Here is a 13,945-nt window from a genome sequence, read left to right on the forward strand (position 1 = left end):
CGCCGATGGGGACGGTCCTCCGGTCGGGCTACGCCCTCCCTTCGGTCCGCCCCCATCGGCGCAGTCTCACCTTGATTGTCGCTGAAGTCTCACCCTGATCGCCGCCGCGCACGCTCCAGATCTTGACCTGAAAACGCTTAGGGCTCCGCCCTCGGCGCGCTTCGGAGCGCCTTCCGCCCAGCTTCCTCCGCGCTAGTGCGCTCCGTGCAGCCGGGTCCCCGCGAAGGCGCCCACTCCGCTTGCACACCCGCTGCTCGCCGCGAGGCAGGGTTGCAGCGCAGCGCTGCGCTGCAACCTCAGCCCATAGGAGAACGACCATGAACACGATGACTTTGTCCCAAAGCGAACAGCCTGCGTCCGGCGGTTTCCGCGTGGATGTCTCGCGAGGCCAGCGGATTGGCCGGGTGTCGTCCGAGTGGTTTGCGCGACCCGATGACGAGCGGTTCCTGAATTTGCCGGACCTTTATGAATCGGTGCGAGGACGAGCCGAGCGCGCGCAAGCGCGCACGGTGGAAAGCAGGGCCATCCGCGTGGATGCGAGCCGGGACAATGCCGAGCGGCTGGCCCTGACAGTGCCGGGACGCGAGGAGCCGGTGGCGCCGACCCATTGGAGCTTTGGCCAGTTGTGTACGCTGGTCGGTACGCCGACATCCTATCTGCGGCAGCTTCCCGCGGCCCTGTCCGCCATCAACCTGCAACACGGCTTGCTCTCGCATCGCGCCGAGCTCGTGAAAACCTTGGAGACCAATAGCGGACGCGTCGAGCTTCGCGCTGTCACCGGGCCGGACTATGGCCGTATCTGGGATCATGAGCTGGTCGCGGCCGTCATGGAGATCGCGGGCAACGGCACGGGTGACACCCGGTGGAAGGTTCCGGGTGTGATGGACTGGGCGACCATGACCCACAATCCCTTTGTGGACGTGACCAAGGACACGACGACACTCTACGCGAGTGATCGCGACGTGTTCCTGTTTTTGGTCGACGATACAAACCCGATCGAGGTGGGCCGCCTCCCGGATGGCTCGCCGGATATGTACTTTCGGGGATTTTACTGTTGGAACAGTGGTGCGCCACGAGAGCGTGAAGGGAGGAAGTATATGTACCTTCATTACGTTCTCGACCTCTGGTTCGAACGCGTGGTGAAGGGTCGGTTGCGGGGCGAAGCCCGACTGGTGCGCTATATCGACGACTTTGTGATCTGCTTCCAATATCGATCGGACGCCACCCGCGTACAGGAGGCCTTGCGTCTTCGGTTGGGGAAGTTCGGCCTCACTCTAGAGCCGACCAAGACCAAGTTGGTCGAGTTTGGTCGGTTCGCGCAAAGACATGCGGGCAAACGCGGCAGAAACCGCCCGGAAACAATCTACTTTCTGGGGCTGACGCTCTATTGCACGCGAAACCAAAAAGGCAACTTCAAGGTTGGGATGCGCACCGAGAAATCTCGGCTAAAGCGCAGCCTTATGTCTCTGCAGGAGCTGATGCGGCAAATACGGCATTACAAGATCAGTGACCAGGCCGATGAAATCAACCTCGTCCTGCGCGGCCACTATGGCTATTACGGCGTCGCCGGAAATCTCCGGAGCCTCGTAAAAGTCTATCGGGCCGTGGAGCGTTACTGGCGCGGAATGCTGCGCAGCCGCAGCTGGGCAGGCCGACGCCTCACTTGGGACGCCTTCAACCAAATCAAAGAACGGACACCGTTGCTGAAGCCTAAGCTGCGCCTCCCTTATCGGGAGCTGCAAGCGCTTGCAGTGCTGTGAACCAACTGTCGAAGAGCGTCGGTGCGGGAAATCCGCACGCCACGTTCTGTGGGAACCGGGGGCGGGCGACCGCCTCCGGTGACCCGGTGCTGGAGGTGAAATCCCTCCGGCCTACTCACCCGACCGTGCCGGTGCTGGCCAAGGGCAAGACCGATACGGCACGGTGCTGGATCTACGTCCGGGACGATCGGCCGTTTGGCGGCGCCGGGCCGCCGGCGGCGATGTTCTACTACTCCCGCGACCGTAGGGGCGAGCGTCCCCAGACGCATCTGGCCGGGTATGCCGGCATCCTGCAGGCCGACGCCTATGACGGGTACAACCAGCTCTATCTGGCGGGACGCCAACCTGGACCGATCCGGGAAGCGGCGTGTTGGGCCCATGCGCGGCGCCCATTCTTCGCCATGGCCGATATCGAAGAGAATGCGCGTCGCAAGGCCACCGGCAAGAAGGAGATCCCGCTCTCGCTGTTCGAGATCGAGCGCTCCATCAATGGCAGGAGCCCCGAAGAGCGTCTGGAGATGCGACAGACGCTGAGCCGGCCTCTGGTCGAGGACCTGCAGGTCTATATGCGGGAGCAGCTCGCCAAGTTGTCCCGCGGGCACGACCTGGCCAAGGCGTTCAACTACATCCTGAAGCGGTGGGCGAGCTTCACGCTGTTCCTGGAAGACGGACGAGTCTGTCTCTCGAACAATGTCGCCGAAAGAGGCTTGCGAGGCATCGCTCTTGGACGAAAATCCTGGTTGTTCTGCGGCTCTGATCGCGGCGGACGGCGCGCGGCTTCCATGTATAGCTTGATCATCACGGCCAAAATGAATGGCGTCGATCCACAGGCCTGGCTGACGGATATCCTTGCCCGCATCGGCCGCCCACCCAGCTCACCGGCTGGACGAGCTTCTGCCCTGGAATTGGACGCCGGCATCAGCGTTCTCCGCTCGAGCGGCATGACCACGCACGTCAACAAGGTTCATCACGTCACCACCATCACCTAGGTCGCAAAGGACCTCGGTGAAAACGAAGACTGGCTGCGCGACATTGCCATCGAAATGGAGATCGAGGATGGCGTGATCTGGGTCTATGGTGTCGGCGAAGATGGTGTTCAGGCGTTCACCGACTTTGGCATCGAAAACCTGATCGAGCTCGTCAGGTTCTACAAAGAAAACCCAAGCTGCTCACGCGCTGGCAACGGGAATGATCCAACCAGCCTGCGGCCTACGCCGGATGCGTACCTCAACAGCTCCACGACGAGACGAAGAATGAGATGCGAGTTAGGAGAGGGCACAGCAACAGCGGCGAAAATAGCAAAGTGAAGACGCGCGGGCGATCGCCATTGGGCTCTCGGAAGAACAAGCAGAGTCACCAGTCAAGTTTGAGCACCAAGATTCATTATGGCCGTTCGCGGCTTAGGACGCGTTACGGCAGGCTAGAAGTGCACCGCAAGCCGTTGCCCTGATCGGGGACTCATTTGCGTCAGGCGATCGCCGCCGAGGGAGCGATTGCCGTCATCCCAAACAACTCCTCTCGTGCGCTCAAATATCCGGCCGACAAGCATCTCTATGCGCAGCGCCATACGCCTTCTGCCGACTCGAGTAGGCAAACCGAGCCCTATATTCCGATAGGGACCGGCGCAGTTACGTTCCTGGTCGGTATGGCTACAGGCTTCGGCGATGCTGCGACGATATCCGCCTTGGGCCCGACCAATTCGTCGGTGAGGGCGGGCAGCCGCTCGGCAAACCGGCAATCGATGAAGCGGTTCGGGCCGCTCGCCCGGCCGTACTCGCGCAGCTCTCGAAACACCTGCAGGAGGCGCCTGCCGCGGGTACCCCAGCCTCCCTGCTGGGGGCTCACCCCCATACGCAGTGCGGCGGTCGGCTGCTGCCCGGGTTTGATCTTGATCAAGTTGAGCAGCGTCGCCGCCAAGATCATCATCAGAACACCGCTAACGCTGAGCGCGATCTGCATCGCCACCCCATCCGAAATATCGAGCAGCGCCAGAAGACTGGCGAGTGTAAGCAGAACGCCGAGGCAGTAGATCGGCAACGAGTTCTTGCCACAAAGAATGGCGCCGCGCACGATCGCCGTCTTCAGCCCTCGCCGATTGGGAGGCACCAGCCATACCGCCAAAACCGCAAGAGCCAAAAAATGCACCAGTCGCAATGGGTCGAGATTTGACTTGTCCATCGGATACAGCAACATCAGCAGTTTCTGCGGGACCTCTCCCTCCAGCGGTTTGATCCTCCAGCTCAATGCGATGATGAGGCTGAACACGAGATAGAGAACGGCAGGCACAAGCGCCGCGCGCGACGTGACCAACGGCCGCACTCTCTCCCCCTCAAGCATCCACCAGGCGCCTAGTACAACGAGCAACTGCCAAGCGAGCGGATTGAACGCCCAGTGACCATTGGGCCATGCCGGCAGAGTCCAGCCGAACACATGTACCAGCGCATAAAGCGCCATTGAGGCGCCAAGCGTCACGTTCGGAAGTCGCAGCAGCAGCCACAGCAAGGGCGCGAATAAGAGATGAAGAAGCACGAAGATCGGCAACACGTCGGTGTTGACTGGACGGTATTGAAGGATCGCCGCGTGCACTAGAGTCGCGCCCGGCTGGTCCAGCAAAATGCGCGTATTGCTTTCGTCAGCAAGACGGTCTCCGCCTGCGAGGTATACCAAGATGACGCAGGCGATCGTGAGCAGCAAAAATGCGATATAAATATTCCAACTTCGCCGCAGCGTTCGGCTGATCACGCCGGACCAGCCGTCGCAGCGCCACACCTTGCCATAGGCTAGCGCGCAGGTCACACCGGAGACGAACATGAACACCTCCGCAGCATCGCTGAAGCCGTAATTCCGGAGCGTCAGCCAACTTCCGATGTTGTTGGGAACATGGTCCAGAAAGATGCACCAGAGCGCGATGCCGCGGCAGGCATCGATTCGCAGATCGCGACCTGAGGCTTTCGGCTCCGGCAGCGCACTTACCGTTGGCATCGGGACAACTGTTCGATCGTGCATCTGGTTGCCCATCCGACGTGCAAGCACGCTCAAGAGGAATGAACAAGAGGGACTGAATTGACAAAAATCGCCGCCAAACTGCGGGATCGTAACAACGCCGCAGTCTCGAACTACTTCGCGCTGAACCTGGCCACGACAGCTATTGCGACAATGATCATGTAGCGGCGCAGGGTAGAGCTTCCTGGCGGTGAAGCTGCCGTCCACGAGCATCGTTCAACGGGCGCAGCATGTAAATCAGCCGGAGGTCGACCAGAGAGGTTCGTTGGTCCTACGATCAAGGTACCCTACACGTGCGTTCCCGCCTAAGGCGATTTGCAACTATAGCACACAGCCGCGTTCGGCTCCTACCTTGGGTGCCTCACCGCGAACCGCTGGTGGATCAAGGTGAGGGCGGTTTCGATCTTGCTTCTTTGTCGCCAAAGACCCGAAGGTGGGTGTATGATTTTTCAATTGGTCTCCGTGCGATGGAATGACGGAGAGCTTTTTCATGAAGATTCTTATTGTCGACGATCATGCATTGATTCGCGAGGCGTTACGTTCCTTGCTCAAAGAGCTGAAACGAGAAGCCGTCATATTGGAGGCTTCGAATAGCCGTCAGGCAATGCACCTCATCGAGGAACATGCGGACATCAGCCTGATCTTGCTTGATATCAGTTTGCCTGATCGAGATGGCTTCTCTGTTCTCCGCGAAGTGCGTGAGCGCGATGCGACCATTGCTATCATCGTTATCTCGTCCTCAGATGATCAAGACACTGTCAAGCGCGCTTTCAAACTTGGCGCCCTAGGTTTCATTCCGAAAACAACTAAACGCGAGGTTATACTCAACGCTATGGAGTTGGTCCTCTCCGGCGGCCTCTACATTCCCTCGGAAATCCTGGAGGAACCATCGAGTCCACGACCTACAAATAAGCCAGCGACACGCGGCTCTCTTAAAGGTCTGGGATTGACCGATAGACAGATTGAAGTGCTTGCGCTCCTGATGAAGGGAAGAAGCAACAAGGTCATCGCTAAGACGCTCAATATGGCCGTACCGACGGTGAAGAACCACATCACGGTCGTTCTCAAGGCGCTCAGCGTAACGAGCCGCACCGAGGCAATAATAAAAGTAGGAAGAATGGGCTGGGAATTGCCGCCAAAATCTGAATTATAAAGCTGCTCCGGTCTCCCTCCTACCGTCGCGATCCCTAAAGAGCTCGTGCATCGCAGCACGGAGCCGCATTGGGTCAACCGGCTTGTGCAGCAAAATGAATCCTCTGTTCTTGGCGTCACGTAATGGTTCAGCTGTCGTATCACCACTGATGAGAATAGCTGGAATTGACGAACCAAACACCGCATTAAGTTCTTCAACCACTCGGATCCCCGTTTTTCCGCGCGCGAGATGATAATCCGAGATTATAAGATCGGGGCGTTGCTGGCGCTGAGCAAGTCGGATCAATGCAGCCTCGTCGGATCCCGCGGTAAGGACGGAGTATCCCCATTTGTCGAGCAACCCGCCCGTTCCTTCCTGCACTATTGGAGTATCGGCAATGACCAACACAGCCTTGTCTTTGACCGCAAAGGTTCCGGGTTGGGGTGAGTCAGCTGGCGGTGTGGTCGTAACGCATGCATCGATCACCGGTACCACGATCGCAAAACGCGAGCCTCGTCCGAGAGTCGAAGCTAAGTCGATTTGATGGTCGAGAAGTAGACGAAGCCTGTCGACAATGGCCAAGCCAAGCCCCAGGCCACCCGACCGGTTACGTTCTGTCCCGGGAACTTGAAAAAACTCGCCAAAGATATTCTGCTTCTGCTCCTCAGGAATGCCAGGGCCGGTATCCCATACCTCGATGCGCAACATTTCGCCACGCCGACGACATCCGACGAGGATCCCGCCCCGCAACGTATAGCGCACAGCGTTGGATACCAGATTCAGCAGTATGCGTTCGAGCAACATGGCGTCGCTCCGCACGCAGGCGGCGGTTCGCTTGACGCGTAGACGTAGGCCCTTTTCTCGCGTTGCCTGATCAAACGTCGTCTCAATTTTTTGCAACAGGCGCGCGATCGGGAATTCGGTAGTTTGGGGGACAAGCATCCCAGCATCGAGCTTGGACATATCCAAGAGCGAATTGAACATTTCGTCCATTTCTTTGCGCGTTGCATCGACCCGCTCGATCGTCTTTGTCATTTCCTCCGATTTGAGCGGCGTGCGCAGCTGTGCAACGAACAGCCCTAACGCATGTAGTGGCTGCCGCAAATCATGGCTTGCCATGGCGAGAAAGCGCGATTTTGCTGCATTGGCAAGCTCCAGCTCTTGCGTGCGTTCTGCAACCTTCCGCTCGAGGTTGACGTGCGCGCGGCGCAGACCTTCCTCCGCATTTTTGCGAACCTCGACATCGGCGCTCAGTAACAAGCTTGGAAGGGTAATACTAATCAGGAACATTAACAGCAGCAGGAATGAAGCGTTGCGGTCCGCGGTCGTGAAGGGGCCGCCGCCTGTGAGCGTCCCCCAAATGGTGATGCCCGCAAGCAGCAGCGCAACCGTTGCGGTGTCGCGTGGGCCGCGGCGCAAAGCCGCCCACAACATCGGCAGGATCGCAAGAAAGCCCAGTGGATCGCGGCCTGGCGTTTGCTCGATGAGGGGACTGAAAGCAACGAGCCCAACGGTCGCCGCGGTCGCAAGGACGCCGCAAGTCTCGAAGAAGTCGTGGCGGTTAAGGGCCTGATGGTGGCTTGACGCCCAAAGCACAATAACCGGGGCGATCACCAGTGCGCCGGTCACGTCTCCCAGCCACCATGTGATCCAAGCGTCGACGAAATATGTCGGTTCGATGTACCCGGCGATTGCCAAGCTGATCAATCCAATGCTGGCGCTGATTGGTGTCGCGATCACGACGCAAATCACAGCAAATATTGCAACGGAGTTTGGTGATGAGAACGTGTGACATCCGTTCGACCAACGATTAATGAGATAAGCGCCAACAACCGCTTCAAGGGAGTTACCGGTTGCAATCGCAATTGCAGTGCCAATGGAGCCGGCCGTCGTAGCATTAGCGATCATGGCAGCCACGAAAATTGCCGGCCAAGTCCTATATCCCCACAACAGTACCGCCGCCAACGCGACACCCGTAGGTGGCCAAATTGGTGTTGCGCTGGGATGAATAGAGGCGAGAGCGAGGCCGCCTTTTGCTAGACCGAAATAGATCGCTCCAATTGTGACCAGACCCGCGGCATGGCTGATGCGTCGATAGGGCCTTGTCTCAGTTAATGATCGTGGATCAGACATCGGAGACGCCTGGACTACGTAATTTGATCGTCCATCACAAGTGGCTCTTGATCCCCTTCATAAGGACCAAAAATAGCTTTCACCAAGCAGTTGATCCGGCACGGTCCGTACGGCAATGCAAGCTCGGATCGAATGGGACGCCGCAGTCTGCTCGCTGACAATGCGCGTGCAAGGGAGCATCAGGCAGACTTCAGGCGTTTTCTTCTCCATGACGCGAATGTTCGGCCGCTCCTCCTGTAGATCGCCGTCATTCGCACGGAACACGCCGCCCTTGTCCGCCGTCTCGCGTTCACGCGAGTTTCGAAGACAGGGATGGTACGACGAAGATAGACTGTCGGAAAGGGTGGATTTAGTTTCCGGACGAGTTCGCTGGGTACGACATAAGCCCTATCTCTCGTTGGGGTCTCAAGACCAGACCACTGGCGCGATAGCTTGCCGCAGCGGGTGAGGCGGCCTTTCTACAGGACCACGAGCGCGATCACCGCCGCAACCGTAAACGCAATCGAGATCAGGCAGGCGATGGTAATCCAGTCATATCGGTCGGCCATGCCGACACGCTCGTCAGTTGCACCAACTTGGGCTTGATCCAGGTCGACCATGGTTTAGCTCATTTGGTCTTTCAGAGCCGGTATGCGCGATGCCCGACCTGGCTCCGCTCCGGCTTTCGCAGCCTTGTCGTAATGCTCCAGTGCGAGGACGTGGAGAGCTGCGGCTTTGGATGGCTCTGATTCAGCGAGAGCAAGCCGGGCTGCACGCTCGGCTTGGCGTAGGTGATAATCTGCGGACGGCACGTCGTTCCCCGTTACTCCTTTCGGTAACGGACTCATGACGCGGAAACGGGCATTTAGTTCCAAAAACTCTGTCCACATTTGTTCCAAGGCTGAGAACAGATTGCGTCCCATCGTTAAGTGATGAGGGCAGAACATTTACCAATGCCGCTCCGTAGTCCTACCGAGAACAGCGGCCATCCCTTGGTTGCTACAGGGCTAAGTCCAAACTAGGCCACTCGAAATTTCAAAGTAGGCCACTAGGCATGGAAACAGGCTAGCACCCAAACCGAGGTGCTGTCCTAGTTAGGACACTCGATGCGGCGAATTAGGACACCCCGTCCGTTAAGCATGCGGACGATTTGTTTACCTTTGATTCACCCAAGTTAATTGACTAGCTCACGCTTTGATTCGATGATCCAAGCACTGGGCAACGGCGGTTTCATTAAGGACAATTTACTGAACCCAGAGGGGCGCCTAATCATTGCATCGGCGGCTCGGCAAGGCTGGAATGAGGAACGGCCTCAGCATCACCTCCAAGGGTGCTGGGGCCGTTTCTTTGGGGCAAAGAAAAAGCCCGCCGTAGTGGCGGGCTTTGTGAATCAGGCGGCTACTGCGTGAATCTCTTGCAGTAGCTTACGACCGTATCGCGACTTCTCTAACCGACCGCCCGTTTCCGAAACGGCACGATTTATCTGCCTCACCATCTTCGCCCGAATAACGCTTTCCAGCGTCAACGAGCCGCGCCTATACACTGCGCAGGGCCTCGTGTACGCGGCACAGATTGTAATGCGCCACGTACAGGCTCACGGCTGCGGCATGGTGATCCAGCTTTTTTGAGAAGCCATTCGTGAGGCGCGCAAAGCGCTTCTGCGTCATCCGCAGTGTGAGGTTTTGGCGCTCGACATAGCTGGTCGAGATATGGCCCGGCATGCCGCTCTCTACCTCACGGCTTACGGCTACTACTTCGGCCGGGCTGTAGCGGCGCGCAGCTTCTTTTACAGCCAGGTTCGTTACGCTGTAGGTCTTTACGATCACGCCATGATGGGCGCGGCCCTTGAAGGCATCGCGGATCGCGGCCTTATAGGGATGGAAGCCGTCCGTGCTGATCTCGGGCGCGCCGATCACGCGCTCGCGAAGGTCCTGCACAAACAGGTCCGTATTCTCCATGTCGCGCTTGCCGGTGCGGTAGCTGATGATCGCCTTCGCAGAGGAGGCCATGCCGATGAACGTGTACTGGTCGCCCTTGTGGCCGATCTCATGGCGCTCAACACGCTTTTGCTTCTTGCCGACGTAGCCCCAGATTTCGTCCAGCTCCAAACGGCCGCAGCGAATGCCGACCATCATACGGTCATGCAGTTCGGCGCAGCCACGGCCGACGCGCGCGCCAAGGCGCATAATGGTATCGCGGTGAATGCCGGTCAGGCGCTCAATGGCGCGAATGCTCTGGCCTTCGGTAAGGCAGGCGACGATTAGGATTTTTTGGTCGCGGGAAAGTTCGTTCACGAAGCTCATCCTTCGGGTTGAAGGGGATGGGCTTCGGGCGACTCTGGAATACACGCCCGCCAAGGCGTATATTGACCAGAACGGTTGTCGCGTCGGGCTCATCCCCGGGGCGGTGATCGGGGGTCGATAGCGCGCCAACGCCGTCGGCCCCACTGGATTGGTTATGGTGGAAGCGGTCAGATTCGAACTGACGGGACCCTGCGAGGGGTTTGGACGCCCAAAGGTCCGGCGAGGGGTAAGCTCGCTGCAATAGGCCACTCTGCCACGCTTCCGCACACAAAAACGCCCCGGCCGCTGGAAAGCAGCCGGGGTGTTTGCTTGTGTGTGTCTGAGCAACCATGCTTAGCATAATGATGCTTGCCAAAGATTGTGTCAAGCATTAGATTGCTACGGTGCTAAGCAAAGGAGCCTGGATGAGTAAAGAGAGCGCAGGTAGGAAGGGTGGCAAACGAAGGGCCGAAATCCTCCCTCCGTCACGTCGGTCTGAAATCGCCCGTGAAGCGGCGATGAAGCGGTGGGCGGATGAGGGAAAGCCCGTTCCATTGGTCGCAAAGTATGGCGCGCAGGATAGGCCGCTAAGGATCGGCCACATTGAAATCCCGTGCTACGTGCTTGCCGACGGCACTCGCGTTCTTGCTCAACGCGGTCTGCAAAGTGGGATTGGACTGTCTGAGGGCGGTGGAAAATCCGGCGCGCGCAGAATCACGGAATTGATGGAGCGCTTGGCCGAAAAAGGCTTGGATGTCAGAGGGATAATCGCGCGCGCGAATTCTCCAATTCGCTTCATTCCACCCCACGGCGGCAACCTCGCCGATGGGTACGAGGCTCAAATCCTTCCAGATATCTGTCACGTCCTGATCGAAGCTGGGCGTCTTGGCTTACTCGGTAAGCGGCTTGAACATCTCGCCGAGCGGGCAGCGCTATTGCAGCTCGGTTTTGCCACGCTCGGAATCATCGCTCTTGTCGATGAGGTCACTGGCTATCAACGTGAGCGCGCCGCCGACGCGCTTTCGCAAATTCTGGAAAAGTTCATTGCGAAAGAACTGCGCCCCTACATCAAGACGTTTGATACAGAATTCTACGAACACTTATTCCGGCTTCGAGGGTTGGATTTCCCGCGCGACACCGTGCGTAGGCCACAATATTTCGGCCATCTCACAAACGATATCGTGTATGCGCGATTGGCTCCGGGCGTTCTTGAAGAGCTTAGAAAGGTGTCCGAGCGGCGGCCCGATGGGCGTTTAAAGCACCACTATACTCGACGCTTAACGGACGATGTTGGGCACCCAAAGCTGCGCGAGCACCTGTCGTCGGTGATAACGATCATGAAGCTCAGCAACGATTACGACACCGATTTTATGGAGAAGTTGGATCGTATCCATCCGCGCTGGGATCGGACGTTGCCGTTGCCATTTATTGGACCCAACGAACCGGGTTTGTAATGAGAGGCCGCCAACTGAGGCGGCCTTACTCCCTGTTGTCGCGCTGCGCCTGAATCTCCGTGCGGATGCTTGCGCAGTCATGGATGGCCCGTCGAACTTTGGCGACTTCCTCGTCAAGTTTCTGCCTGAGGATCTGACGTTGCTCACGCAAGCGGCGTGTTTCGTCTACAGCAAGTTGGGCGCGAGTGATTAGCGGATCAGTCATCCGCAGATGGTAGACTCTCCGGCCCGACTTCGCTTTTGCTTAGGTTAGGCTTGGCCCTGGTAACGGTCGGAACCGGGCGTCCTAGCAACTCTCGGGACAAGGCAATCTGCTTATAAGATCGCCGCAGCATGGCTTGCATGAGATCGTTGCTTGCTCGCACCCGCTGCAAGCGCGCTTCGATTAATTGTGCCAGCCATTTTAGATCGTCCGGCATGTGAGCCTTTACCGCTGCTCTTTTGAACACGTAACCCATGTTAATGGCTTTCGGTTCCGGTCGGAATCCGTTCTCCCACGGAGAACATCCGTGGTCCAAACGGGTCAGAACAGATGGCGGCCCATGGAATCTGATGAGCCTAGAACATTTACTATGCCGCCTCGGTAGTCCTACCGAGAACGTCGGCCAAGCTGCGGTTTCCGTTCGCTTAATCCGAACTAGGACACTTCCAAAATCAACTTAGGACACCGGGGCTTAAATACGGACAGCACCCAAACCGAAATAGGAACAATTAGTGAACCTCGTCGTTCCTTGCGCGAGGAGACGCCATGAGCATCAAGGAAGCCAATGCCAACATTCAGAAGATCCCGACGATTGGGCGTCGGGGGACGAGCCCATGACTGACGCCCAGGCGTCCTACCTGCAGACCCTGTCAGAACAAGCACGCTCGGGAAGGGCCTCACCAAGGCCGTCCAATCTCATTGACGAACTGCACAAGAAGGCGGGCGTCGAATAGGGGCAGGAGAACCGCGATAGTTATCAAAGGAGGTCACGAATGCCACGCGGAGACAAAGGAAGCTACACCGACAAGCAGAAGCGACAGGCCGAACACATCGAGGAAAACTACGAAGAGCGAGGTGTTCCCGACAAGGAAGCCGAACGGCGGGCCTGGGCGACCGTGAACAAGGAAACCCACGGCGGTAAAAAGAGTGGGTCCGGCAGAGGTACCGAAGAGGACACTTCGCCGTCCCGCAAGGGTGGCAAGCTTGGTGGGAAAGCATCCGCCAGCCGCCCAGCCGCTGAACGTTCTAGGTCAGCCAAGAAGGCTGCTCGAACCCGCAAACGCCGAGCAGCGTGAAGGAGGCACAATGCCGACATGCGAAACCTGCGGCAATGATTATGACAAGGCTTTTCAAGTGCTGATGAACGGGCAGGCGCACACGTTCGACAGCTTTGAGTGCGCAATTCATGCCTTGGCGCCAACCTGCAAGCATTGCGGAACGCGCATCGTGGGACACGGCCTGGAAAAGAGCGGCACCTACTATTGCTGCGACCACTGCGCCCAAAAGGAAGGCGTGACCGACCTCCGCGATCGTGCGTAGGAATTCCGCTACCATGTGGGGAGCTGAGATGACACAAATGCTGCCGTCGCTATCCGATCTTGATGGTTGGCGTATGGCCGGACCCGGGGATTTCGCCCGTGTGCGATGATCAGAAACCGATACGCTAACTGGGCTTTGGGAAGCCGTCGATGGCTAAGCGACTGCGCAGAAATGAACCTGCACGTTTGGGTCTCCACGTAAATCCAGTCGGAGACCGGTCGCCGATCGCTCTGCGACGGGCCGTCGGCGCCGGGAACAACAGCAGCTCCAGGCCCTCGTCGTCCATCCCTTCCGGAAGCGGCCAGGACGGCCCCGCAAGGCGCGCCCGCCGCACGTATCCATGGACGACGCCATTGCTCACCCCCAACATCCGCGCAATGACACGCTCGGTCAGGCCCTGGTGCCTCAAACGTAGAACTTCTCTGATCCGGCGCATCGACAATCTCTGGGTGGGCCTCCTCATTGGTTGAATGAGAAACCCGTATAGAGCGCGGGGGTGTCGAACTTGGCGTGACCGAGCAGCACCTGGATGACGCGGACATCGATGTTCTGCTCCAAGAGGTGGGTGGCGAGCCAATCGCAGAGCCCTTGCGTCCAGGCGGCCTTGGCGTAAGTGAAGCTAGAGGCGCCCATCACCGCGACGAAGATTTGCGCCGGCCGGGTCTCGCCCGAAAGCCGAT

10 protein-coding genes, 1 tRNA gene and 5 pseudogenes are annotated in these 13,945 nt (G+C 58.3%); 9 read left to right on the forward strand and 7 right to left on the reverse strand.

Translation table 11 applies throughout. From position 1 onward, the window contains the following. Positions 1-317: 317 nt before the first annotated feature. The 4 genes and pseudogenes from ACZBJS_RS40290 to ACZBJS_RS40305 all read left to right on the forward strand — a co-directional run. Positions 318-1,760, forward strand: a complete 1,443-nt coding sequence (locus ACZBJS_RS40290) for an RNA-dependent RNA polymerase family protein (RefSeq protein WP_463440146.1) — start codon at positions 318-320, stop codon at positions 1,758-1,760. A gap of 119 nt (positions 1,761-1,879) precedes the next feature. Beyond that, a pseudogene (tnpC, locus tag ACZBJS_RS40295) lies at positions 1,880-2,705 on the forward strand (IS66 family transposase); the annotation flags it as partial. Beyond that, a pseudogene (locus ACZBJS_RS40300) lies at positions 2,702-2,952 on the forward strand (hypothetical protein). The pseudogenes tnpC and ACZBJS_RS40300, both read left to right, overlap by 4 nt. Positions 2,953-3,219: 267 nt before the next feature. Next, a pseudogene (locus ACZBJS_RS40305) lies at positions 3,220-3,327 on the forward strand (IS5/IS1182 family transposase); the annotation flags it as partial. A gap of 35 nt (positions 3,328-3,362) precedes the next feature. Here ACZBJS_RS40305 and ACZBJS_RS40310 read toward each other — a convergent pair. Next, positions 3,363-4,778, reverse strand: coding sequence for an OpgC domain-containing protein (locus ACZBJS_RS40310; protein WP_463440147.1), 1,416 nt, complete (start codon positions 4,776-4,778; stop codon positions 3,363-3,365). Positions 4,779-5,253: 475 nt separating this feature from the next. Between ACZBJS_RS40310 and ACZBJS_RS40315 the strand changes: the two genes are divergently transcribed. After that, positions 5,254-5,916: a response regulator transcription factor gene (locus tag ACZBJS_RS40315; RefSeq protein ID WP_092088911.1), complete on the forward strand. Its 663-nt coding sequence runs from the start codon at positions 5,254-5,256 to the stop codon at positions 5,914-5,916. On the opposite strand, the gene ACZBJS_RS40320 is transcribed toward ACZBJS_RS40315, so the two are convergent. The 4 genes from ACZBJS_RS40320 to ACZBJS_RS40335 form a co-directional block, all read right to left on the reverse strand. Next, positions 5,911-8,028 carry an MASE1 domain-containing protein gene (locus ACZBJS_RS40320; RefSeq protein WP_463440148.1) on the reverse strand — a complete coding sequence of 706 codons (2,118 nt, stop codon included), beginning with the start codon at positions 8,026-8,028 and terminating at the stop codon, positions 5,911-5,913. The genes ACZBJS_RS40315 and ACZBJS_RS40320 overlap by 6 nt on opposite strands. 458 nt (positions 8,029-8,486) lie before the next feature. Further along, entirely contained in the window at positions 8,487-8,627 is a 141-nt protein-coding gene (locus ACZBJS_RS40325; RefSeq protein WP_463440149.1) for a hypothetical protein, read from the reverse strand. 915 nt (positions 8,628-9,542) lie between these two features. Next, entirely contained in the window at positions 9,543-10,301 is a 759-nt protein-coding gene (locus ACZBJS_RS40330) for a transposase (RefSeq protein ID WP_463440150.1), read from the reverse strand. A gap of 164 nt (positions 10,302-10,465) precedes the next feature. Continuing rightward, positions 10,466-10,573: transfer RNA gene (locus tag ACZBJS_RS40335), tRNA-Val, on the reverse strand. A 141-nt stretch (positions 10,574-10,714) separates the two neighbouring features. Here ACZBJS_RS40335 and ACZBJS_RS40340 point away from each other — a divergent pair. The 4 genes from ACZBJS_RS40340 (at position 10,715) to ACZBJS_RS40355 (ending at position 13,265) form a co-directional block, all read left to right on the forward strand. Further along, positions 10,715-11,743 carry a P63C domain-containing protein gene (locus tag ACZBJS_RS40340; RefSeq protein WP_463440151.1) on the forward strand — a complete coding sequence of 343 codons (1,029 nt, stop codon included), beginning with the start codon at positions 10,715-10,717 and terminating at the stop codon, positions 11,741-11,743. 714 nt (positions 11,744-12,457) lie between these two features. Beyond that, positions 12,458-12,679, forward strand: a complete 222-nt coding sequence (locus tag ACZBJS_RS40345) for a DUF3072 domain-containing protein (protein ID WP_463440152.1) — start codon at positions 12,458-12,460, stop codon at positions 12,677-12,679. Positions 12,680-12,718: 39 nt separating this feature from the next. Then, positions 12,719-13,021, forward strand: a complete 303-nt coding sequence (locus tag ACZBJS_RS40350; RefSeq protein WP_463440153.1) for a plasmid stabilization protein — start codon at positions 12,719-12,721, stop codon at positions 13,019-13,021. Positions 13,022-13,031: 10 nt separating this feature from the next. Then, complete coding sequence (locus ACZBJS_RS40355; RefSeq protein WP_463440154.1) at positions 13,032-13,265, forward strand: hypothetical protein; 234 nt, start codon at positions 13,032-13,034, stop codon at positions 13,263-13,265. Positions 13,266-13,441: 176 nt separating this feature from the next. On the opposite strand, the pseudogene ACZBJS_RS40360 reads toward ACZBJS_RS40355, so the two are convergent. After that, a pseudogene (locus ACZBJS_RS40360) lies at positions 13,442-13,728 on the reverse strand (IS21 family transposase); the annotation flags it as partial. Next, positions 13,725-13,835, reverse strand: a pseudogene (locus ACZBJS_RS40365) (integrase); the annotation flags it as partial. The pseudogenes ACZBJS_RS40360 and ACZBJS_RS40365, both read right to left, overlap by 4 nt. Between the last annotated feature and the right edge of the window lie 110 nt (positions 13,836-13,945).

The organism is Bradyrhizobium sp. KZN70725, assembly GCF_055264925.1.

Bases quoted from the DNA above. Each gene is read 5' to 3' on its own strand.
- ACZBJS_RS40350 (WP_463440153.1), top strand. From the start codon at position 12,719: ATGCCACGCGGAGACAAAGGAAGCTACACCGACAAGCAGAAGCGACAG.
- ACZBJS_RS40355 (WP_463440154.1), top strand. From the start codon at position 13,032: ATGCCGACATGCGAAACCTGCGGCAATGATTATGACAAGGCTTTTCAA.
- ACZBJS_RS40315 (WP_092088911.1), top strand. From the start codon at position 5,254: ATGAAGATTCTTATTGTCGACGATCATGCATTGATTCGCGAGGCGTTA.
- ACZBJS_RS40290 (WP_463440146.1), top strand. From the start codon at position 318: ATGAACACGATGACTTTGTCCCAAAGCGAACAGCCTGCGTCCGGCGGT.
- ACZBJS_RS40320 (WP_463440148.1), bottom strand. From the start codon at position 8,028: ATGTCTGATCCACGATCATTAACTGAGACAAGGCCCTATCGACGCATC.
- ACZBJS_RS40325 (WP_463440149.1), bottom strand. From the start codon at position 8,627: ATGGTCGACCTGGATCAAGCCCAAGTTGGTGCAACTGACGAGCGTGTC.
- ACZBJS_RS40340 (WP_463440151.1), top strand. From the start codon at position 10,715: ATGAGTAAAGAGAGCGCAGGTAGGAAGGGTGGCAAACGAAGGGCCGAA.
- ACZBJS_RS40310 (WP_463440147.1), bottom strand. From the start codon at position 4,778: ATGGGCAACCAGATGCACGATCGAACAGTTGTCCCGATGCCAACGGTA.